The 22,048-nt window shown below is 27.4% G+C and carries 19 protein-coding genes, 1 pseudogene and 1 other annotated feature; of the genes and pseudogenes, 4 read left to right on the top strand and 16 right to left on the bottom strand.

Features of this window, described 5'->3' with window-relative positions:
- Positions 1-127: 127 nt before the first annotated feature.
- Positions 128-1,042 (bottom strand): ROK family protein, encoded by a 915-nt coding sequence (locus AAT22_RS09410; RefSeq protein ID WP_047001011.1) that lies wholly within the window; start codon positions 1,040-1,042, stop codon positions 128-130.
- 88 nt (positions 1,043-1,130) lie between these two features.
- Entirely contained in the window at positions 1,131-2,528 is a 1,398-nt protein-coding gene (locus AAT22_RS09405) for a glycoside hydrolase family 1 protein (protein ID WP_047001010.1), read from the bottom strand.
- A gap of 283 nt (positions 2,529-2,811) precedes the next feature.
- On the opposite strand from AAT22_RS09405, the gene AAT22_RS09400 reads away from it, so the two are divergent.
- The gene (locus AAT22_RS09400) at positions 2,812-3,525 is read left to right on the top strand and encodes a GntR family transcriptional regulator (protein WP_047001009.1); all 714 of its coding nucleotides are present in this window, start codon (positions 2,812-2,814) and stop codon (positions 3,523-3,525) included.
- Positions 3,526-3,944: 419 nt separating this feature from the next.
- On the opposite strand, the gene AAT22_RS09395 is transcribed toward AAT22_RS09400, so the two are convergent.
- From AAT22_RS09395 to AAT22_RS09375, 5 genes are all read right to left on the bottom strand, one after another.
- Positions 3,945-4,886 (bottom strand): type I phosphomannose isomerase catalytic subunit, encoded by a 942-nt coding sequence (locus AAT22_RS09395; RefSeq protein WP_047001008.1) that lies wholly within the window; start codon positions 4,884-4,886, stop codon positions 3,945-3,947.
- A 207-nt stretch (positions 4,887-5,093) separates the two neighbouring features.
- Positions 5,094-5,852, bottom strand: coding sequence for an HAD-IIB family hydrolase (locus AAT22_RS09390; protein ID WP_047001007.1), 759 nt, complete (start codon positions 5,850-5,852; stop codon positions 5,094-5,096).
- A gap of 270 nt (positions 5,853-6,122) precedes the next feature.
- On the bottom strand, positions 6,123-6,572 hold the full coding sequence (locus AAT22_RS19060) for a fructose PTS transporter subunit IIA (protein ID WP_047001006.1): 450 nt from the start codon (positions 6,570-6,572) through the stop codon (positions 6,123-6,125).
- 41 nt (positions 6,573-6,613) lie between these two features.
- Positions 6,614-8,026, bottom strand: a complete 1,413-nt coding sequence (locus AAT22_RS09380) for a fructose-specific PTS transporter subunit EIIC (RefSeq protein WP_047001017.1) — start codon at positions 8,024-8,026, stop codon at positions 6,614-6,616.
- 114 nt (positions 8,027-8,140) lie between these two features.
- On the bottom strand, positions 8,141-10,081 hold the full coding sequence (locus tag AAT22_RS09375) for a BglG family transcription antiterminator (protein WP_047001005.1): 1,941 nt from the start codon (positions 10,079-10,081) through the stop codon (positions 8,141-8,143).
- Between the two features lie 222 nt (positions 10,082-10,303).
- Between AAT22_RS09375 and AAT22_RS09370 the strand changes: the two genes are divergently transcribed.
- From AAT22_RS09370 to AAT22_RS09365, 3 genes are all read left to right on the top strand, one after another.
- Positions 10,304-10,549: a hypothetical protein gene (locus tag AAT22_RS09370; RefSeq protein WP_047001004.1), complete on the top strand. Its 246-nt coding sequence runs from the start codon at positions 10,304-10,306 to the stop codon at positions 10,547-10,549.
- Positions 10,550-10,572: 23 nt separating this feature from the next.
- Positions 10,573-10,731, top strand: coding sequence for a hypothetical protein (locus tag AAT22_RS19055; RefSeq protein ID WP_156174307.1), 159 nt, complete (start codon positions 10,573-10,575; stop codon positions 10,729-10,731).
- A 120-nt stretch (positions 10,732-10,851) separates the two neighbouring features.
- On the top strand, positions 10,852-12,633 hold the full coding sequence (locus AAT22_RS09365) for a methyl-accepting chemotaxis protein (protein ID WP_084820745.1): 1,782 nt from the start codon (positions 10,852-10,854) through the stop codon (positions 12,631-12,633).
- Between the two features lie 35 nt (positions 12,634-12,668).
- Here AAT22_RS09365 and AAT22_RS09360 read toward each other — a convergent pair whose 3' ends face one another.
- The 9 genes and pseudogenes from AAT22_RS09360 to brnQ form a co-directional block, all read right to left on the bottom strand.
- Positions 12,669-12,992 carry a hypothetical protein gene (locus AAT22_RS09360; protein WP_047001003.1) on the bottom strand — a complete coding sequence of 108 codons (324 nt, stop codon included), beginning with the start codon at positions 12,990-12,992 and terminating at the stop codon, positions 12,669-12,671.
- Between the two features lie 135 nt (positions 12,993-13,127).
- Positions 13,128-14,495 (bottom strand): HAMP domain-containing sensor histidine kinase, encoded by a 1,368-nt coding sequence (locus tag AAT22_RS09355; RefSeq protein WP_047001002.1) that lies wholly within the window; start codon positions 14,493-14,495, stop codon positions 13,128-13,130.
- Entirely contained in the window at positions 14,495-15,163 is a 669-nt protein-coding gene (locus tag AAT22_RS09350; RefSeq protein WP_047001001.1) for a response regulator transcription factor, read from the bottom strand. Before AAT22_RS09350 ends, AAT22_RS09355 begins: the two co-directional genes overlap by 1 nt.
- 335 nt (positions 15,164-15,498) lie before the next feature.
- Complete coding sequence (locus AAT22_RS09345) at positions 15,499-17,964, bottom strand: YhgE/Pip domain-containing protein (RefSeq protein WP_047001000.1); 2,466 nt, start codon at positions 17,962-17,964, stop codon at positions 15,499-15,501.
- A gap of 222 nt (positions 17,965-18,186) precedes the next feature.
- Complete coding sequence (locus tag AAT22_RS09340; protein ID WP_016205661.1) at positions 18,187-18,738, bottom strand: sugar O-acetyltransferase; 552 nt, start codon at positions 18,736-18,738, stop codon at positions 18,187-18,189.
- Positions 18,739-18,816: 78 nt separating this feature from the next.
- Complete coding sequence (locus tag AAT22_RS09335) at positions 18,817-19,389, bottom strand: TetR/AcrR family transcriptional regulator (RefSeq protein ID WP_016205662.1); 573 nt, start codon at positions 19,387-19,389, stop codon at positions 18,817-18,819.
- 15 nt (positions 19,390-19,404) lie between these two features.
- Positions 19,405-19,857 carry a methylglyoxal synthase gene (locus AAT22_RS09330; RefSeq protein ID WP_016205663.1) on the bottom strand — a complete coding sequence of 151 codons (453 nt, stop codon included), beginning with the start codon at positions 19,855-19,857 and terminating at the stop codon, positions 19,405-19,407.
- 209 nt (positions 19,858-20,066) lie between these two features.
- Positions 20,067-20,192, bottom strand: a pseudogene (locus tag AAT22_RS18785) (CatA-like O-acetyltransferase); the annotation flags it as partial.
- A gap of 6 nt (positions 20,193-20,198) precedes the next feature.
- Complete coding sequence (gene brnQ, locus AAT22_RS09325; protein ID WP_016205664.1) at positions 20,199-21,545, bottom strand: branched-chain amino acid transport system II carrier protein; 1,347 nt, start codon at positions 21,543-21,545, stop codon at positions 20,199-20,201.
- Positions 21,546-21,702: 157 nt separating this feature from the next.
- Positions 21,703-21,964: a binding site (T-box leader), on the bottom strand.
- Between the last annotated feature and the right edge of the window lie 84 nt (positions 21,965-22,048).

Below are 22,048 nucleotides of genomic sequence, written 5' to 3'. Positions count from 1 at the left end.
TTATATTTAATTAACTAAATCTAGATACATTATACTAATATGTAGATTTTTATTTCAATTAAAATAAAAAAGCCTTAAGTAAATATCTTTTATAAAGAATACTTACTTAAAGGCTTGTGTTTATTTTTTAACATTCACCATTTCTTTGTAAATAATTAAATAATGCTCCTAAAAGATTTGCATCATTTTCAAATTTACATTTTTCAATTATAGGTCTTACTTTTGCAACAGGGATATTTTTCATTATTAAATCTAATTTTTCATTTATTTTATCTATAAAATCTTCTCTGCTGCTTATAGCTCCACCAATAACAATTTTTTCAGGATCATACATATATTGAATATTAAATATTCCTTTAGCGTTATTTAAATAAAATTCATCTATAGCATTAATACAGTCAGAATCACCCTTTTCGGCTAAATCAAATATCTTTCTCCCATCTAATTCTTCTACATCTATATTTTTTAATTTTGCTACGGTATTTAATAATCCTCCTGTTGCAGCAATGGTACTCCAAGTTTCAAATATTATATTTTCTCCTTCTTTCTTAGTATTTAAAATACAATATCCAAATTCTCCGCCATGAAGATTATTTCCCTTATGAATCTTTTTATCCTTTATAACTGCCCCTCCAATACCTGTTCCACATACTACAAATAGTACATCTTTATTATCCTTAGCTGCCCCCTTCCAAACTTCCCCTAAAGCTGCACAATTTGCATCATTTTCTATTTCTAAATTAACCCCTAAATCCTCACCAAAGATTTTTTTGAAATTAGGTCCATGAATACAAGGTAGTGCACTAGCGCCTCCTATTATTCCAGTATCGCTATCTACTCCACCTGGCGCACTAACAGCTACCCCTGAAATTGAGTATTCTTCCTTAGCCTTATTAATTGCATTTTCCATATCAGTTTTAAAAAGTTCAAAATTATTTCTTTCTGATTTATAACTTCCCTTAGTAATAAAGTCTCCCTCTTCTGACATTATGGCATACTTCACACTACTACCACCTATATCAAATACTATATAATTACTCATATATTTCCCTCTCATTCTTTAATATATTATATATAAATTATAAAACGTTTTCTTGTAAATTTCCAATTTAATGGACCATAAAGGTCCATTAAAATCCATTGTTCTCTGTAACTTCTTTTATCCATCTTCCTGATTTCTTTATTGTTTTCTTTTGTGTTTCTAAATCTAGTGCAATAAATCCATATCTATTCTTATATGCGTTACACCAAGACCAACAATCTATAGGAGTCCAAGTATGATATCCAAAACAATTTGCTCCTTCTTCTATTCCTTTGTGAAGATTTTCTAAATGCTCCTTAAAAAAGTCTATTCTATAATTATCTTCTACAATACCTTCTGTATTTATATATCTTTCTTCACCTTCTACTCCCATTCCATTTTCTGAAATGAACCATGGTATATTGTTATAGTTATCTCTTATATTTATAGCTATATCATAAATTGCTTTAGGATATATTTCCCATCCCCTATATGGATTCATTCTTCTTCCTGGCATTTCATAATTATCAAAGTACTTATCTGGCATCCATTCCTTACTGTTACATGTTGTTTCCTTTGCCTTTACTCTTCTAGGAAAATAATAATTTACTCCTAGGAAGTCTATGGTATTTTCCTTTATTATATTAAGTTCTTCTTCTGTTGATTGCCAAATTACTCCTTCTTTTTCTAAAATCTCTATTAATAATTTTGGAAATTCCCCTTTTACTGCAGGAGAAAGGAATGATTCATTAAAGAATGTATCAGCAATTCTAGCTGCTTCTACATCTTCACTATTATTTATATCTCTTGGATATGATGGCGTTAAATTAAGTATTGTACCTATTTGCCCTCCATCTTTATTATACCCCCTACTTTTAAACACCTTTACTACCTTCGAAGATGCTAAGTTTATATTATATAATACCTGCATCGCCTTCTTACCATTAACTACTTTTGGATAATGGAATTGATATAAATATTGTCCTTCTACAATTACTATAGGTTCATTAAAAGTAGTCCAATATTTAACCCTATCTGCAAATAATTTAAATGCCGTTTCTGCGAACTTTACAAATAAATCTACTACATGCTTTGATTCCCATCCACCATACTTATCATATAATTCAACTGGTAAATCGAAATGATGTAAATTTATTACTGGAATAATTCCATTTTTTATAGTTTCATCTATGACATTATTATAAAATTCAATTGCATCTTCATCTGCTTCACCAGTTTCTAAATTCTTTATAAGTCTTGTCCATTGAATTGATGTTCTAAAACTATTTAATCCTATTTCTTTAAGCATTGCTAAATCTTCTTTATAGCTATTATAAAAATTAGATGTAACTTCTGGTCCCACTTTATTAAAAAATACTTCTGGTTCTATTTCATACCAATAGTCAAATACACTTTTATGTTTTTTATTAAATGATCCTTCACTTTGAGGTCCTGATGTAGCCGATCCCCACCAAAAGTTCTTAGGAAATATAAAATTCTTGTTCATACTAATTCCTCCTTTTGTTGTAAAATTAAAACTTTATATAAAATAAATTTATATATTCTTTAAACATTACAAGAAAATTATATAGCCATATTTTTTATTTGTCTAGACATTTAATATAACTATATATACTTATGTTATTGTAAAACTTATTTTTTATAGTAATATATTTATATACTGTATTTATATTTTATTAAAAATAATATATAGATAGTAAAAGTGTGAAATTTGAAAAATTACTAACTTATTTAACAATCTTAAAGTAAAGGACGAAAGGATATTTACTATGCCCAAATACAAAGATATAAGTGATGAAATTAGATTACGTATAAGAAATGGAATATATAATTCTCCGACTAATCAAATTCCTGATGAGATAACACTATGTAAGGAATTTCATTGTAGCAGAATGACTATGAAAAAAGCTCTTGACTTACTAGTTTTTGATGGAATAATTTATAGAAAAAGAGGTCATGGAAGCTTTATTATGGATGTTCTTCCTGTGGATTCAAGAATAAATATTTCTGATAGAGATTTGAAGGGATTAACTAGATTAGTTAATAATAATGTTAAAACTGAAATTATAGAATTTAAATTAATCTTTGCTGATTATAATATATCAACTAAGTTAAATATTAATGAAAATTCTCCAATTTATGAAATAATACGTCTTAGATTAATAAATAATGAACCTGTTGTTATAGAAAATACTTACTTAGATGCAACACTAATAACTGGTCTTAATAAGGATATATTAAAAAAATCTATTTATGATTTTATAGAAAATGATTTGGACTTAAAAATAAGTAGCGCAAATAAAGTTATTCGTGCTGATAAAAGTACTGATATAGATAAAAGATACTTAAATCTATACGACAATGATCCAATTTTAGAAGTTGAACAAATAGCTTATTTAAATAATGGAAGAGCCTTTGAATATTCTATTTCTAGACATAGATATGATAAATTTCAATTTACATCTTTTTCTGTAAGAATGTAAATTGCGAAGCAATTTTCTAGTGCACAGTTCACAAGGCACAGTTCACAGTTGTTTTCATTTTTTAGGTAACAGGGAATAGGTATCAGGTAACAAGTACTAAGTTTAGTTATCCTTACACTCAACTTCACTAAGTATTCGTCAAATGAACATCTACTTCAGATAAGCTTCAGTAGATGGGCTTTCATACTAAGTTTAGTTATCCTTACACTCAACTTCACTAAGTATTCAATGCCTGCTGTTTAAAATTTAGAATTTAATTGATATAAGGTAGGTCTTATTTAAAACTAAATTAAGCTTTCCCTTATATATTTAGTCATTATTTTTCTAAAAAAGAGCTAACACTGTTACCTGTTACTTTATCCAAGAAACTGTGAACTATGAATTGTACACTGTGAACTGAATAAAATTTCTTTGCAATTTTAAGCTATTACTGGATAACTTTTTAATACTGTAGCATTTCCTTTTATTTTATATTCTCCTAAAGTAGCAGGAATTAAATAGCTATCTCCTGTTTTTATTACTTCTTCAAAATCTTTTCCTACTATTACTCCTTCACCATCAACACAAGTGTACATATCAAACTTTTCTATATCACTTACATCTTTATACTCTGAAGTTATTGATATTTTCTCTATTCCAAAATATTCATTTTTGCATAATAAACTATGCTTATATCCTTCATGGCTAACTTCTTTCTTTTCACTTAAATTTTCGCATTGCAGATCAAAGTTTATAACATCTAAAGCCTTTTCAACATGTATTTCCCTTGGTCTTCCATAATCATAAACTCTATATGTTACATCACTATTTTGTTGAATTTCTGCAATTATAACTCCTTCACATATAGCATGAACCAATCCGCTATTTATTAAGAAGCAATCTCCTTTTTTAACTTCAATTTTATTTAAATAACTTTCTACATTATTATTTTTTATAGATTCTTCAAACTGTTCTTTTGTACAATCCTTTGTGCCAACTATTAATGAAGCACCTGGTTTGGCATCAATAACATACCAAGCCTCTGTCTTACCATAATCATTTTCATACTTTGCTGCATATTCATCTCCTGGGTGAACTTGAACTGAAAGCTTTTCCTTTGAATTTATAAGCTTTATAAGTAATGGAAACTTTTCAAGAGTTATCTTTTCTCCAACAAGTTTATCTCCATATTCTTTAATCAAATCATCAAACTTAGTTCCTTTTAATGAACCATTTTCAACTATTCCTGTTCCATTAGGATGACATGCTATATCCCAGCTCTCCCCTATTTCACCCTCTGGCATATTGTTTCTAAAAGTTTCAAAATCTCTTCCACCCCATATTTTTTCATAATATAAATTTTCAAATCTAATTGGATACATTAAATTACCACCTTACTTTAAATATTCTTTATTATCTATACCATTCAAAATTTATTGAATTTAAAACGTTTTGTTATTATATGTCTTGTAGCATTTTAGTGAAACTTACTAAGTTAATTATTACTTAAGTTTCATGTAATTTTATATTAAACCATATTGCCACATTTTTTAAGTATCATAATTATAGATTTTCATAAAAATTTATAGTTATAATATATAATCTTCTATACAATGAGAAACTGAATTTACAATATATCTTGTATGTTTTTTTAATTCTTCTTCTACATGATTAAAAGTAAATGAATTTGGTGTTATATTAAACATACTAATATCATTCCATGAATCCCCTATAGTATATAAATTCTCTGATTTTATTAATTCTTGATTTGCTAGATATTCTACTCCATTTCCTTTAGAACATCCTATTGGAACAATATCTATATAAATATCATTTCTATATGCAATTATTTTGTCTCCATATTTGTTATTTATTTCATTTTTTAATTCTTCTATTTCAGCTTTTTCTTTATTTGGCATATGCAGAGAAATTAAGCTTAAATCATCATCTATTTCTTGTATTGAATTAACCTTTATTTTATTAGGATAAGGCAAGTTATTACACTCTGTTAATATATATGTCTTAAAACCTGATTCAACAGATATATCAACATTATCCTCATTTATTTCATATAATATTTTTTCTATTAATTCTTTTTCTATTAATTCTTGCTTTATTTTACTTCCTGTTGAATCCATTATAAGTGCACCATTTAATAAAACGAAATAATTCGCATGTATTTTGTATTGCTCTTTTAACATTTGAATTGCATTATAAGGTCTTCCTGTTGAAACAACTACTAAATTCCCCTTATTTTGAAGATTAAGTAATGCTTGTCTATCATCTGATTTAATTTTATTATTATTTATTAATGTTCCATCCAAGTCTGTAGCAAATAGTTTATTCATTTCTACCTCCAAATTTACTTGTTTGTAAGTATATATTTTTATAATATAATTTTACCACAATAATTCTTTTCTTCATAAATATAAAAGTAAAATATGTAACTTTACTTATTTAATTACTCTATTTGAAGTTAATAAATAATTGAATATATCAACTTTAAAACTAACAAAGGATTATAAAAATTATTAACTAATATAACTTTTGTATATTTTTATAAGGAATAAAGTTATAGACTTAAAAGATTAACTTTTAAGTCTATTATTACAACTAATTTATATAATTGTTCTTTCAAGTAATAGTTTTTCTATTACTGATTTATCTGTGGCATTTTCAATTTCTTCCCTAAATTCATCATCCATTAAGCTTACTGCTAAAATTTGAAGAATCTTTAAATGTTCATTTCCTTCTCCATCTGGAACTGCTATTAAAAATACCATCTTTACTTTTTCATCATCTAAACTTTCCCACTCTATTCCTCTTTTACTTTTACCTACAATAACTGTAGGGACCTTTACCCACTTAGATTTAGCATGAGGGATTGCTACTCCATCACCTATTCCTGTTGTTGAAATAGCTTCTCTCTTTTTCACGTCTTCTATATACTTATTTACATCTATTAACCTATCCTTAGCTAATTGTGCTAGGTAGCCTATTGTTTCTATTTTTTCATTTGTTTCTAAATCTAAATCCATGTATTTTATATCGAATAATTTATTGCTCATTTTGCTTACCTCTCTTTAGCCTCTTCTTAAATTATCTTACTTTATTTTTCTGCTTTTCTATCTCTTATAGATTTTAAATAGTTTACCATAATAGCTGTTACTCCTGAACCTACTACTATTGCAACTAAGAACATTACTACTCCATCTACTCCACCCATTAGTGCTACTATAGGTCCACCATGAGGAACTCTATCTGCTACTTTTGCAAACATCGCTATATTTGCTGCAACTATAGATCCAACAATTAATGATGGAATAACTCTTAATGGATCAACTGATGCAAAAGGTATTGCTCCTTCTGTAATTCCACAAAGTCCCATTGCAAATGAAGCCTTACCTGCATCTACTTCATCTTTACTATAATGTTTCTTTCCTATGAATGTTGCTATCCCCATTCCAATTGGAGGTACAGCTATAGCAGCAGCTATTGGTCCCATTATCTCCGGTCTTCCTTCTGTAATCATTGCTACTCCAAACAAGAATGCAACTTTATTTACTGGACCACCCATATCAAATGCAATCATCGCACCTAGTATTGTGGCTAAAGCTACTGAACTTGCTCCTGATAATCCTGATAAGAAGTTAGTTAATCCTTCAAATATTGATGTTATAGGTCCACCTAAAACTAGTATAAACGCTAGGCCTGTTGTTAATGTTGATATTATTGGTATTATTATTATTGGCATAATTGGTTTTATTATTTCTGGAACTTTTATAGATTTTAAACCTTTAGTAACATATCCAGCTAAGAATCCTGTTACTATTCCACCTAAGAACCCTGCATTTGCCTCTGATCCATAGAAAGATCCGTTTGCTGCTATATACCCACCTATTAATCCTGGAACTAAACCTGGTCTATCTGCAATTGAAAATGCTATAAATCCTGATAATACAGGAACCATAAATGTAAATCCTGCTCCACCTATCTTCTCAATAGTTTTCCAAAATGAATCTTCTGGTATTGCTAATCCATTAGGTGTTGGTTCACCACCAAAAGCTAGTGCTATTGCTATAAGTAATCCAGCTACGACAACAACTGGAATCATGTATGAAACTCCACCCATTAAATGCTTATAAAATGATGGTTGTTTTGATTTCATTTCTTTTTTAGCTTCATCAACTGATTTTATTTTAGTTGTTTTTTTCTTTTCAACCTTTCCATCTAAAAACAGTTGAATTATAGCATCTGGTTCTTTTATAGCCTTTGCTATAGGGCACTCGTAAATTGCCATTCCTTCAAATCTATCTAAATTTACTGATTTATCCGCCGCTATTATAACACCATCTGCTTCTTTTAAATCTTCATCGGTTATAATATTTTCTGCTCCTGTTGATCCTTGAGTTTCTACCTTTATTTCTACTCCCATTTTCTTTGCAATCTTATTTAACTTTTCTGCTGCTATATAGGTATGTGCAATTCCTACAGGACATGATGTAACTGCTAATAATTTCATATTTATCTCCTCCTACAAATTTTATTATATCGTTTTGCTTCCTTTGATGATTTAATTATATAGCCGATGAAAACATATTCACAGTTATATAATTTCACCTACTAGAGGAAATTTTTAATCAATTATTTTTATAAACTCATCGAAATTATTGGCCTTTATTAATTCAAATACTAAGTCAATATCTAAAATTTTTTTATAAACTTGCTCTAAAATTACCTTTAATAATTGATGATCTTTTTTAGCAATGCCAACTAAAAATACTACTTGCACTTTTTCCTTTTCCCATGTAATTGCTTTTCTTAATATTGCCACAGCTATAAATGACTTTTCTATTCCATCATGCATTGTATGCGGAATTGCCACCAAATCTCCAATCTCTGTACTAGATAATTGTTCTCTTTTAAATATTTCTTCTTTCACAATATTATTTATATAATTTAACTTTAATAAATTATTAGTTATTTTTTCAAGAACATCGTATCTACCCAATCCATCTATTGATTTCATAAATAACTCTTCTTTAAATATATCTAATAATCTCGTACTATATATATTAGAATCATATATTATATCTTTTATTAATTTAACTTCTTCCTTATCTAATAAGTTTTTAATATATATAACCTTTTTAGAGTCTATGTCTAAAGGGATTGTTGTAATTATTAAATCTATATTTTCAAGTATATCTTTATCAAATTCATACCAAGGAATAGTATCAACTATATCTAACTTATCTTTAAATTTACTTTCTAATTTAACTTTAAGTAATAAAGATGTTCCAACTCCTGTGGTGCAAACTAATATACCCTTTTTCACATTTACCTTTTTACCTTTTATTCTCTCTAAGGATGCTGCAAAATGTAATGTTAAGAATCCAATATCATCTTCGCTTAGTCTTATACCGACAATTCTTTCAATTGTTTTATTTGCTAAAACACCTAATTCAAATGCAAAGGGGTAATTATTTTTTATTGTCGAAAGCATGCTATTTTCAATTTTAATTTCATATTTAGCTCTATTTATTGCAGCTCTTAAATGATTATCTAAAAAGTTTATTAGTATATCATCCTTACTTAAATCTATATTATATATTTTTAAAATCTCTTTTGATATTTCATTTATTAAACTAAAATTAGATTTTTCTGTTTCTAAATACGATTTTTCTGAGTCTGTTATTATTAAGTTACTTGAAATAATATACCTTGTTATATAGCAAATTCCTTGCTTATCTAGCTTTATATTTAAACTATTCTCCAAATCTTTACACAAACTTTGTGCTATCTCTATCTTGTTTTCTTTATGTAATAACGCTATTTCTTTATCATCATACTTTGCATCTTTATTTTTAATATTTCTTATTACCATTATGTACGTAAAGTTTAATAAGTTATTAAAGGCTATATCTGTTAATCTTAATTTATATTTTTGTAGGTTTTCTATTAAGATTCTTTCTATATTATTTAAAGCTCCTTTGCCTAATTCCCTTTCAAAGATGATTTTAAATTCACTAATAAAAAACTTATTATTAGATTTTAGATATTTTAATATACATTTTCGTATATCATCTTCTTTACCACTTATAACTATGCCTTTATTACTATTTTTTACAATATCTAACTTCATATTATGTAAAATATTCTTACTTAATTTAATATCATTTTTTAATGAAGATAAACTTATAAAAAGTTCATCTGCTAAATCCATTTGAATAATTCCATCAAATCCAATAATCTCATTCAAAAGAAGTCTTATTATTATATATTCTGCTCTTTCTTTAGTGCTTAGATTAATATAATAACTTTTTTTATTATCATTTAACCGATTTAAAAACTCTTTAAAAATATCATTTTTCTGAATATCTAAAAAGTAACCTTTTCCCTTTTCTGATGATATAACTGCTCCATGATTTTTTAATGTATCATTCAACTCTTTTATGTCACTTCTTATAGTCCTCGAAGAAACTCCTATTGTAGTACATAAATCTTCACCTTTTACTATCTTATTTTTATTCATTAATATATCAATTATTTGTTTTTGTCTTTCACTATTTATCATAAATCATCACCTTTTAAAATTATATATTTTATGAAAACATATTCAAATATATATAATTGCCTTATGTAGAGGAAATTTCCTACCTACAAATTTAAATTTCAAATTTTAAAGATATTATATTTTACCCTAAAATTCAAATAAATCTTTATGCATTTTTAGAAGATAATACTAGGGATTAAAAAAAATATAACTCAAATAATATAAACATAAGGAGGGATTATTATGCCAACAAAACCTAACAGTAAAAAAATTTATTTACCTAATGATAGAACTGGGTATGCTCCGGAAAAACATGCTTTAATTAGTCATGGAAAAGTTGATTCTGAACCAAGTCCATTACCTAGTACTGTAGAAGATGATATAGTAGTAAATAATATTGCTTATATGGAATTTGATTATACAGAACAACCTGAACTAGACAATGAAAGTGATACTAAAACTGAAACAAGTAAAAATAGTAAGAAATAAATATCACAAAGGAGAGATTCGATATGTCTAACAATAAGAAAAATAGAACAGATGGAACAATTCCTATGAAAAATAAAGATGTTGCTACTCCTGTTAATTCAAATAATACATCTAGTTCTGCTTATGAATATACAGATTTAGAAAATATAGATAGAGTTTCTAAATCTAATCAAAAACGTTAATAAAAATAAATAAAGGAAATCTTTTAATGAACAACTACTAAATTTTTCTATCTATGTATCGATAATTTAAGTAGTTGTTCATTTTTATTTTAAATTTATCGCAATTTAGGGGGAGGGCATATGAGAAAAATACTAAAAGACAAAAATACTAAAAAAGAAAAAACTAAAAATATTAATAAAACTAAAAAAAGTCACAATAAAAAGCTAATTAAAATATCTAATAAACTTAGAAGTTGCTTTGCATTAATTATAGCTTTATTATTATTTATCTGGGGACTTGGACTATATAATATGAATAAAATTAATAGTTCTTCTGAAAAGCTTTACTCAAATAACACTTTAGGAATTATATATATAAATGAATTAAGCGAAAATTCTACATATAATTATCTTAGCAGCAAACTTTTAATAACAAGCAAGGATGAGGCTGAAAAGAAGATTTTAACTCAAAACATTTATTATAATAACAAAAGAAATTCCCAACTTGTTCAGCTTTATAAAGACTTAATTACTAAAGATGAAGATAAACAACGTTTTGATGAAATAATATCTTCTTTAGCTAAATTAGAAGAGCAATCTGATAATATAATTAAAGCTGTAAATGAAAATAGATTAAATGATGCTACTCTATCTTCTTATGATTTAGATAAAATTCGTGGAGACTTTATAATTAAATTAGATAGACTTGTAGAATTAAACAGCAAATGGGCTGAAGAAACTTTACAAATGAATAAAGATACATATAATGATTCATTAATACTTACGTCTATTATTTTAGGGCTTTCAATATTTATTTCTATACTGTCTGCTGCTAGTATAACTTTAAGAATAACTAAGTCTTTATCTAAAATAATGTCTTTATCTAATAGAATAGCTAAATATGACTTGTCTGAAAAGATTGAAATAAAGCATAATGATGAATTTGGACAAATAGCTACGGCTCTTAATATAGCACAAGATAACTTAAAAGAAATAGTACATTCAGTTATCTCTAGCGCCGATGAAGTTAATTTATCAAGTGAAGATTTAGCTTCATCTATTGAAGAAGTAACTTGTCAATTTGATTTAATAAATGATTCATCAAGTGAAATTAACTCTACAATTCAGGAAACTAGCGCTATAACAGAAGAATTATCTGCATCTATTTTAGAAGTAAATGCAAGCATAGATACTCTTTCTGAAAAAGCTACTGATGGTAATATTAATTCAGAAAAAATTCAAAAAAGAGCAACCACTATAAAGAAAGATACTGAATTCGTAATCGATAATACGTCAACTTTATATGAAAGTGTAGAAAATGATATAAAACTATCTATTGAAAAAGCAAAAATAGTTAATGAAATAGTTAATATGACTAATTCTATTGAGGAAATTGCTGAACAAACTAATCTTCTTGCTTTAAATGCATCAATTGAAGCTGCTAGAGCTGGAGAACAAGGTAGAGGATTTGCTGTTGTTGCTGAGGAAGTAAGACTACTTGCAGAACAATCCAGGAGTTCAGTTCAAAGCGTAAAAGAGACAATAAATCAAGTCAGACTTGCCTTTAATAATATCACTGATAGTAGTAATAAATTACTTGAATTTATGGATAGTGAAATAATGAAAGAATTTAAACAGTTCATAAAAATAGGTGATAAATATGAAAAAGATGGAGTATTTATTAGAAAGATGAGTGAGGACATTGCTGCTATGTCTGAAGAAGTATCTGCTACGATGAATGAGCTAAGTAATGCTGTTCAATCAGTTGCATCTATGACTCAAAATTCATCAGCAAATGTAAATTCAGTAAAGAATAGTATAAATGATACTACTAGTGCTATAGAAAAAATGTCCGAAACAGCTATAAATCAAGCTGAATTGGCTATAAAACTTAGAAGTTTATTATCTCAATTTAAATTTTAAATCAAGTAGGTAGATTCATTAGAATCTACCTACTATTATTTTTCTACTCCGTATCTAAATCCCATCATAGAGCCAGATCTTCCACAGTTTCCTCTTCCTCTATTTTCTGAATTTAATCCATATCTATTTCCTTCTCCATTTCCTTGCCCTTGACCCCTGTTTTCTTCCCCATAATAAGGACAGTTTGGATTTCCTAAGCCGGAATTATTATCCTCAGATATATTGTAATTTTCTGTATCACTCACTACTGCTTCACCTGAATTTATTACTGGACTTTCTTCCTCTGCTGCAAAGGCTATGGCTCCTGTACCTATTGTAATAGCCCCTATTATTGATAATGATAAAATTAATTTTTTCATAGTTATTATACCTCCATTAAATATTACTTTATAAGCAAGAATTTTTATTAATTATTCTTACTTTAAGTTCTTTAATAATATAATAACTTTTATTTTTTATAAGTTAATGATTAATTTGTGATTAATTTGTGAAATTTATTTTTGTTTTATTAGGTTATTAGGGATAATAAAATAAAATTTACTTCCCTCCCCTATTTTACTTTCTACTCCATAATTAAATCCATGTGCTAATATTATTTCCTTAGAAATAGCTAAACCTAAACCCATTCCTCCACTTTTATCTTCCTTATAGTATCTATCCCAAATATATTTTATACATTCTTTTTCTATTCCTTTTCCATAATCCTTTATATATATTTCTATATTTTCTTCATTTTCTATTACTCCAAATACTATATTCTTATTATCACTTTTAGAATGTTTTATTGCATTTATAAAGAAGTTTGATAATACCCTAAATAAATAATTATTATCTATATAAACAACTATCCCCCTATTTTTTAGACTTTCTTGTATTTTAAGCTTTAAACTAAAATTACTATAACTATTTTTATTTAAATAATTATTTAACTTACTATAAGTTTCTTTTATGAAGTTATCTAGCTCATACTCTGATAATTTAATTATTTTTTTATTATCTCTTAGTTTGCTTAAAACTAATATTTCTCCTACAAGTTCTGTTAATATATCAACTTCTTCAATAATACTAGATGCATATTCAACAGTTTCGTTGCCAGAAACTAATTTATCTCTTATAACTTCACTATTTGCTCTTATAACACTTAATGGAGTTTTTAAATCATGGCTTACATTTGCAATAAATTCTTTTTGCATATTATCCTTTACTTCAAGTTCTCTTGCCATGCTATCTATACTATCATTTAGTTCTTGAATTTCATCTTTTGTTTTAATTTGAAACCTACTTTCATATATACCCTTTGAAATATCATTAGCTCTCTTTTGTAAAAATACTATTGGTTTTGTAAACTTTTCGCCAAGATAAATAGCAATAAATGTTGATATTATTGCTGAAAATAAAAATATTGCTACCATTATCAAATTAACGCTTTTTATTAATGACTTTGTTCCTTCATAACTTTTATAAACAACTATATCTCCATAACTAGAATTCTTTTTTATACCTATATATGTATCGCCATTATTTGACTTAAAAATTTGTTTTCCTTCTATTTTTTCAAAGTTTATAGATTTACCTTGACCCATCATTCCCATTTGATTCATATGTCCATTACCATTACTTGATTTGCACATATTAATAATTTTTCCATCATTAATTAATACTGCATATATATTGGTAAATTCTGTAACCGTATTGTTTTTTGCCGCTTCTAAAACATATTCGCTGGCCTCTTCTAAATCAATATACTCATTATTTATATATATCTTTGGTAATATAAATGATGTTAAAATCAAGCTAACAATTGCTACTATTACATTCATTAATATCATATACTTTATTATTCTTTTACTTATCTTGTTCATTATTCTATAGTTAGGCTATAGCCTACCCCCCATACAGTTTTTAAATTACATCTAAAAAATTCTACTTTTTCTCTAAGTTTTTTTACATGAGTATCTATAGTTCTAGTATCTCCATAAAAATCATATCCCCAAACACTAGTTATTAAATCTTCTCTTGTAAAAACCTTGTTTTTATTTTTTATTAAAAACATTAATAAGTCATATTCCTTAGGTGTTAAAATAATTTCCTTCTCCTTCTCAAAAACCCTTCTATTATTATCATCTATTCTTAAGTCACACAGTTTAATCTCATTAATATCTTCATTTTTGAAACTATTAATTCTTAGTTTAACTCTTAAAACTAATTCCCTCATACTAATAGGCTTTACCATATAATCATCTGCTCCAAGCTCAAAGCCAAAAATTCTATCTTCCTCTTCTCCTCTAGCACTAGTTATAATAACTTGTGTATATTTATTTAAAGATTTTATTTTCTTTAAAAGGTACCATCCATCTTTATATGGCATCATTACATCTAATACGGCCAAGTCATATATATTTTCTTCAATTAAGTTCTCTGCTACTTTTCCATCATTAGCTAAAGTAACATTATAACCCTCTTTTTCAAGATATAACTTCATAACTTTTCCTATTTGCTTTTCATCCTCTGCTATTAGAATTTTTTTCATATACCCTCCAATTATAAGATAAAATATAAATTATCTAATACTTTCTAATAAAATAATAATCTAGTTATTTAATGCTAATAATTTACACTTGTGCTTATATTAATTTATATATCTTATATTAATATTATTCAATACTTATTTATAAATAATATAGCAGCTAAATACATTTATCAAGTTACGAAAGTTAATACTAAAATATTTTTTAAAAGAATAAAATTACAAATAATTATCCACGTGATAAACTTTTTATAATTTCTAAATATTAAAAAAGATACTAATAAAACATCATTATGCTTTATTAGTATCTTTTTATTTATATTTCCATCACATTAGTATTAAGCTACTATATCTGATTTTCTTCCTTCTATTTTTTCTGCTATTTTTTCTCCAACATTTTTTAGTGAAACTGAAATAGCTAAAAATACTACTAGTATTACTCCTAGAATTAAGAAATCTTTTCCTACTACACTGCTATTTATTACCTCAGCTGATATTACTTCTCTTAAAGCTTCAACTGCATAAGTAAATGGCATGTATGGATTTAATACTCTAAAGAATTTAGGTACTACTTCTAATGGGAATGTACCTGCACATGCAGTAAGTTGAAGTATTAATAAAACTATACCTAATAGTCTTCCAGCATCCCCTAGTAATGAAATTAAACATTGAATAATTGAAACAAAAACTAATGATAGGAATATATTTGTTCCTATATATGCTGCTGGATTACTTGTTTCTAATCCAAGAATTAGCACTACTATACTTACTAAAATTGCTTGTAAAATTCCTACAAATGCATAAGATAAATATTTAGCCATAACTCTATCGAATTTAGATAAATTTTCTTCTTCTTTCAATTTTGAAGGAATTACAAAGAACATCATTATAGCACCTATCCACAATGAAAGTGGAATAAAGTATGGTGCAAATCCTGTTCCATAGTTCGGAATCTTATTTATTGAATCGAAATTCATATTTATTGGTTCCGAAACAAATTCTCCCATTGTTTCTGATGAATTTTTTAATCCATCTTTCATTTTATCTGCACCTTCATTAAGCTTTGTGCTTAATTCATTACTTCCATCATAAAGTTTTTTAACTCCATCAGTTAATTCTGGAACCTTTGATGCTAATTCTGAAATACCAGAATTTAATGATTTTTGTCCATCTAATAATTTGCTTGAACCATCTTGAAGTTTAACTGATCCATTTGCTAATTCATTTGAACCATTATAAAGTGCTGATATTCCTGAAGTTAATGTTGGAATATTAGATTTTAAAGCACTAGTTCCATCATTTAATGCATTAGCTCCTGCATTTAATTTAGTTAATCCAGTATTTAAATTGCTTGCTCCATCTGATACTGATTTTAATCCTACTCCAAACTCACTAGTTTGAGGATCTAAATTAGTATATAAGCCATTTAATCCTACATCTAATTTTGAAACTCCGGTTTTAACTTCTCCAATCTTTGATATTAAGCTAACTGTACCTTTAGATAAATCTTTTGATCCAGTGGTATATTCAACTAATGAAGATTTAAATAAATTTGTTCCTTCTGATAACAATTTAACTTTTGTTGCATTTTCTGAAGCATCAGATTGAACTTTTTGAGTTATTTGTAATGCTTGTTGTATTAATGAATTTTTTTCTTCAACAGTGATAGAACTATCAGATGCTTTTGTCAAAATATCTTGTATCGTAGCATTTGCCTTTGTTGAATCTGATACGCCTTTAATTAACTTATTTACTCCATCTTGTATTTCATCATATCCTGTAACTATTGAATCTGAGCTATCAGTTATTAATTTTGCTCCATTATTTAGCTTAACTATATCTCCTTGCCCAGCTTCTAATTCTGAACTCATTTTATTAGCTCCTGCTTTTAGTTGACCAATAGATGGATATATTTTCTCTATATAAGCATTATATAAATTTTTATTTCCATCAGCTAGTTGCTTTGAACCTGCTAAAGCTTCAGATGTTCCTGATTTTAATTCATTAGTTCCATTTGCTAAAGCGCTAACTCCACTACTTAATGTTGGAACTTTTTCATATACTTGTCCAAGTCCTGAATTTAGTGCATTTGCTCCATTGATTATTGAGCCTATACCATTGTTTAAAGTTGCTTGCCCATCTAACAATTGAGATGATCCATCACTTAACTTAGTTGCACCTTCTGCTAAGGTTGGGACTTTTTCATTTAAAGTATTCATGCCATCATAAATTTGTTTGCTTCCATCAGCTGCTTGTGTTAATCCATCTTTAGCTTCATATAAACTATCAAAAGCTACTTCAACATAATTTTGTGATATTGTTTTTGTTATTTTGGCATTAAGTTCTTGCTCTACCTTTGAGTTTATTTGTGATGCTAAGAAGTTTTTCTTATCATTTGATATAAAATCAATTTTTGCAACTTTGGGAGCCCCTTCTTTTGCTGCTATAATCTTAGATGAAAAATCTTCTGGAATAACTACTTTTGCATAGTATCCTTTTCCCTCTAAACCATCATTAGCATTTACTTCCGAGGTTATTTCCCATCCAATTTCATGGTTCCCTTTGAGTTCTTCCTCAATATCTTTACCATAGTTTACCTTTGAGCCATCTAAAGTAGCTCCTTCGTCTTTATTTACCACTGCAATGTGGACATCTTCAAGTTTTGCATATGGGTCCCAGAATGCATATAAGTATAATAATGAGTATAATAGCGGTACAATTATAATTGCAATTATCGATACTCGTATGAATCTGTTTTTAAATATGCTCTTGATGTCTTCCCTTGCAATCTTTAGGAAATTCATACAATCACCTTCTGTTTAATTTTTTGTACTGAATAGTCAGTCAATCAGTATGATATATTTATACTACTTTTGTACTAAGTAGTCAATATTATTTTTTTAAATTTTTTTACAAAAAAAACTAGACTAATACTTACATGTATCAATCTAGCTTTTAAAATTAAAAATCAAAACTAAAAAATATTAATTAAAACAAATTTAATTCTAAGTTATCTTAATTTTTAATTACTCTACATTTTTAATTATTCTAGCTGGATTTCCTCCAACTACTACATTATCTGGAATATCTTTTGTAACTACTGAACCTGATGCTATAACTACATTATTTCCTATAGTTACTCCTGGATTTATTGTTGAATGTCCACCAATCCAAACATTATCTCCTATACTAACGCTTTTTCCAAATTCATATTTAAGCCTTTCATTAGGATTTATTGGGTGTGTTGCTGTATAAATATGTACTCCTGGTGCAATAAAACAATTCTTTCCTATTCTTATTTCACACACATCAAGCATTACGCAATCAAAATTAGCATAAAAACCTTCACCAACATGTATATTGTACCCATAATCACATCTAAAATTAGGCTCTACATATAAATTTTCACCTGTTGATCCTAAAAGTTCTTTTAAAATCTTTTTACGTTCATCCAGTTCTGTTTCTATAGTATTATTAAATAATCTAGTTAATTTCCTTGCCTTTAATCTTCCATTTGTTAACTCTTCATCACTTGGATCATATGGTAATCCTTGCATCATTTTTTCTTTTTCTCTCATACTATTCTCCTACAATTTTATTTTTTAATTGTTTTCATCTTGAAATAGATAAATTATATCATCATAATAACGATTTCATTATCTTTTTACGTTTATTCCATATTGAAAATACTTCATAAATTTCTCCACTACCTCTTCATGATTATACTTATCTTCATTTAAAATTTCATAAAGAGCCGAAGAAACTAATACACCTATTAATCCATAACTTAATAATATTGGATCATCATTTTCTATAAAGCCTCCGTCCATAACGGCTTTGAATTTAACTGAACTCTTATCTATAAGAGTTCTTATTTCTTCCCTTAACATATTGTTTCTTTCTCCGGTTCCCCAAAGTTGACTTATTATTACTTTAAATAAATCTTTATTTTCATAAACATATTTAAGTTGAACCTTTGCTGAAACTTTTATTATTTCATATGGATCTGTAACATCTTTGGTTGCTTCTTCTATTTCTTCATTTATAAGATTTATTCCCTCTTTAATTATGAAAATAAAAAGTTCTTCCTTGCTTTTAAAATGATAATATAAGCTTCCCTTTGCTACTCCAGCTCTAGCCACAACATCATCCATTGTTGCTCCTGTATAGCCATAATTTGAAAAAACTTTTATAGCTGATTCAAAAATAGCCTTTTTAGTTTTGTTCATCTAATTTTCACCTTCTTAGAAATTATCTTTTCTTATTCTACCATAATAATCTATCATATTTCTCTCATATTCTTCATTAAATTTATTAGAACTTAAAAGAAAATCTGCTGTAGATTTGCTCATTGCTATCGCTACATCGTACAATACAGCTATTCTTAGCAAAGCTTTAACATCTGGATCATGAGGTTGTGATGTTAATGGATCCCAGAAAAATACCATTAAATCAATTTCTCCATTTACAATAGCGGCTCCAATTTGTTGATCTCCTCCCATTGGTCCACTTTTAAATCCTTGAACCTTTAATCCAGTTTTTTCGCTAATAAGACTAGCAGTTGTACCAGTACCACAAAGTATATGTTTACTTAGCATTTCTTTATTTTCTTCTGCCCATTCAATCAAAGCGGATTTTCTATTGTCATGAGCTATAAGTGCTATTTTTTTTGCTTTACCCATAATATAGTCTCCCATAATGCTCCCCCTAGTTCTTATAAAATATTTATTTTTAAATAAAGTTGTTAATTTTTATATGAATCTTAATATAGTAAGCTTTCTTAAACTAGACTCAAATCATTTATATAACTTTACCTAATACTAAAATTATACATAATTAAATATTAGTTTACAACAATATAAAAATATCGCATATTCATTTCTGATATGCGATATTTAATCAATAACTATTTATCTTTTAGCCATACTTGAAAATTAAATGCTAATTCTTGCATCTCATTAATAAATCTACTAGAATGATATCCATCACAAATAGCATGGTGTGCTTGTATTGATATAGGAATAAACACTTTATCAAATTAATTACTTGCTTTATCACTTAAAACTTTATTAGAGTTAAAACTTTCTTTTGCAAATTTAATACATACACCTAAAATCATTCCTACTATAGCTGGAATTATCCAAGCTAGTCCTTCTTTATAAAAAGGTAGTTTACTAATAAAGCTTGTAACAAATCCTAAAGTCAATCCAACTTGTCCTAAAGCATCGACTACGCTTATTACTCCTGTAAATAATATTGTTAATTTATAAACTACAGAACTTCCTTTAAGTATATTGTCCATCATTGCAAGTATTATAAGCATTATAGCTACTGGATAAATGGCATTTAATACTGGTACTGTTACGCTAAGAATCTTTGTAAGTCCCATGTTTGCAAAAGTCATACTAAATATAGTTAATATTCTTACCCAGTTTTTATATGATATTTTCTCAGTTAATGTCGAGAAATATTGACTACATGAAGTAATAAGTCCAACGCAAGTTGTTAAGCATGCTAATGTAAAGATTAATGCTAATAATATAGCTCCTGGCTTTCCAAATATATATGTTGTGATATTTGTTAAAGTTTGAGCTCCATTTTCAGTTGCTCCAAATCTTCCTCCGCTAGCAGCTCCTAAATGTGCAAGTAAGGCATATATAACAGCTAATAAAATTCCTGCTATTATTCCTGCTTTTATTGATGTATTAACTATTTCTTTTTCATCATTAATTCCTTTAGATTTTATAGCTACTGCAATAACTATTCCAAAATTAAGTGCAGCTATTGTATCCATTGTTAAATATCCATCTAAAAATCCCTTAACGAATGGAGAGGTTGCATAATCTCCTGTTGCTGCTCCGTATCCTCCAATTGGCTTAATTATAGATCCAATTACCATAATTAAAATTAGAATTAATAAAGCAGGAGTTAGTACTTTTCCCATACGATCTACTAACTTACTAGGCGATAATGAAAGCCAATATGCTATTGCAAAAAATATAAATGTATATATAAATAATGCTAATGCTATTGATATATTTTCAGGCAAATATGGTGCTACTGCCATTTCAAATGGTAAACTTCCTGCTCTTGGAATACCTAAGCATGGTCCTATTGATAAATATACTAAAATAGTGAATACTGTGGCAAATAAAGGATTTACCCTTCTTGATAAATTAGTTAAACCTCCAGATTTTGCTACCGCAACAACTCCTAATACAGGAAAACCAACTGCTGTTATAAAAAATGAACTTGTAACTATCCAAGTGTTTTCCCCTGCTGCCTCAGCCATAAAAGGAGGAAAAATTAAATTTCCTGCTCCAAAAAATAAAGAAAAAAGCATCAGTCCTATTAATATTAAATCTCTTTTTGATAATTTCTCCATGTCAAAATCCCCCTAAGTATATTCTAATTAACAAATAATAATTTAATTAAAATTCATATATAATATTTTGCTCATAATTATTTTTTAATTAATAATCTCACCTTCAATATCCAAATAATCGCCCCCTTTTTTAAACAAAAAAAACCGTCCCTTGAAAACAAGGGACGGAAATATCCGCGTTACCACCCTAATTCTATAAAATTAGCTTATTTTTCATAAACCTTTTATAGCACTTAGCTACATATCTATCAATACGCTTATCTTTTAACGGTGAAAGACTCCGTCAATACTTACTACAAATTGTTTCAGTACTGCTTCTCAGAGATGATATTCGGTTAACTTTGAACATTGGCTTTCAGCATACACCAACTCTCTGTTGAACAAATTAATAACTTACTTTTTCTCTTCATAGAATTTTTATTATTATCCATTTATTATTATAATAAGCCCATCTTTTTACAATGTCAATACATTTTTATACATTTAACTATTAACAGTTTAAT

It is taken from the genome of Clostridium sp. C8 (assembly GCF_001010885.1).
Lineage (GTDB): Bacteria > Bacillota > Clostridia > Clostridiales > Clostridiaceae > Clostridium > Clostridium sartagoforme.
The sequence above is the reverse complement of the archived record's forward strand: the minus strand, read 5'-3'. Positions and strand labels throughout refer to the sequence as shown.

Coding starts and splice junctions, on each gene's coding strand:
- AAT22_RS09390 (WP_047001007.1), bottom strand. CDS start 5,852: ATGAATAAACTATTTGCTACAGACTTGGATGGAACATTAATAAATAAT.
- AAT22_RS09335 (WP_016205662.1), bottom strand. CDS start 19,389: ATGAACAAAACTAAAAAGGCTATTTTTGAATCAGCTATAAAAGTTTTT.
- AAT22_RS19055 (WP_156174307.1), top strand. CDS start 10,573: ATGTCTAACAATAAGAAAAATAGAACAGATGGAACAATTCCTATGAAA.
- AAT22_RS09350 (WP_047001001.1), bottom strand. CDS start 15,163: ATGAAAAAAATTCTAATAGCAGAGGATGAAAAGCAAATAGGAAAAGTT.
- AAT22_RS09375 (WP_047001005.1), bottom strand. CDS start 10,081: ATGATAAATAGTGAAAGACAAAAACAAATAATTGATATATTAATGAAT.
- AAT22_RS09345 (WP_047001000.1), bottom strand. CDS start 17,964: ATGAATTTCCTAAAGATTGCAAGGGAAGACATCAAGAGCATATTTAAA.
- AAT22_RS09400 (WP_047001009.1), top strand. CDS start 2,812: ATGCCCAAATACAAAGATATAAGTGATGAAATTAGATTACGTATAAGA.
- brnQ (WP_016205664.1), bottom strand. CDS start 21,545: ATGGAGAAATTATCAAAAAGAGATTTAATATTAATAGGACTGATGCTT.
- AAT22_RS09360 (WP_047001003.1), bottom strand. CDS start 12,992: ATGAAAAAATTAATTTTATCATTATCAATAATAGGGGCTATTACAATA.
- AAT22_RS09380 (WP_047001017.1), bottom strand. CDS start 8,026: ATGAAATTATTAGCAGTTACATCATGTCCTGTAGGAATTGCACATACC.
- AAT22_RS09405 (WP_047001010.1), bottom strand. CDS start 2,528: ATGAACAAGAATTTTATATTTCCTAAGAACTTTTGGTGGGGATCGGCT.
- AAT22_RS19060 (WP_047001006.1), bottom strand. CDS start 6,572: ATGAGCAATAAATTATTCGATATAAAATACATGGATTTAGATTTAGAA.
- AAT22_RS09330 (WP_016205663.1), bottom strand. CDS start 19,857: ATGGGAGACTATATTATGGGTAAAGCAAAAAAAATAGCACTTATAGCT.
- AAT22_RS09395 (WP_047001008.1), bottom strand. CDS start 4,886: ATGTATCCAATTAGATTTGAAAATTTATATTATGAAAAAATATGGGGT.
- AAT22_RS09370 (WP_047001004.1), top strand. CDS start 10,304: ATGCCAACAAAACCTAACAGTAAAAAAATTTATTTACCTAATGATAGA.
- AAT22_RS09355 (WP_047001002.1), bottom strand. CDS start 14,495: ATGAACAAGATAAGTAAAAGAATAATAAAGTATATGATATTAATGAAT.
- AAT22_RS09410 (WP_047001011.1), bottom strand. CDS start 1,042: ATGAGTAATTATATAGTATTTGATATAGGTGGTAGTAGTGTGAAGTAT.
- AAT22_RS09365 (WP_084820745.1), top strand. CDS start 10,852: ATGAGAAAAATACTAAAAGACAAAAATACTAAAAAAGAAAAAACTAAA.
- AAT22_RS09340 (WP_016205661.1), bottom strand. CDS start 18,738: ATGAGAGAAAAAGAAAAAATGATGCAAGGATTACCATATGATCCAAGT.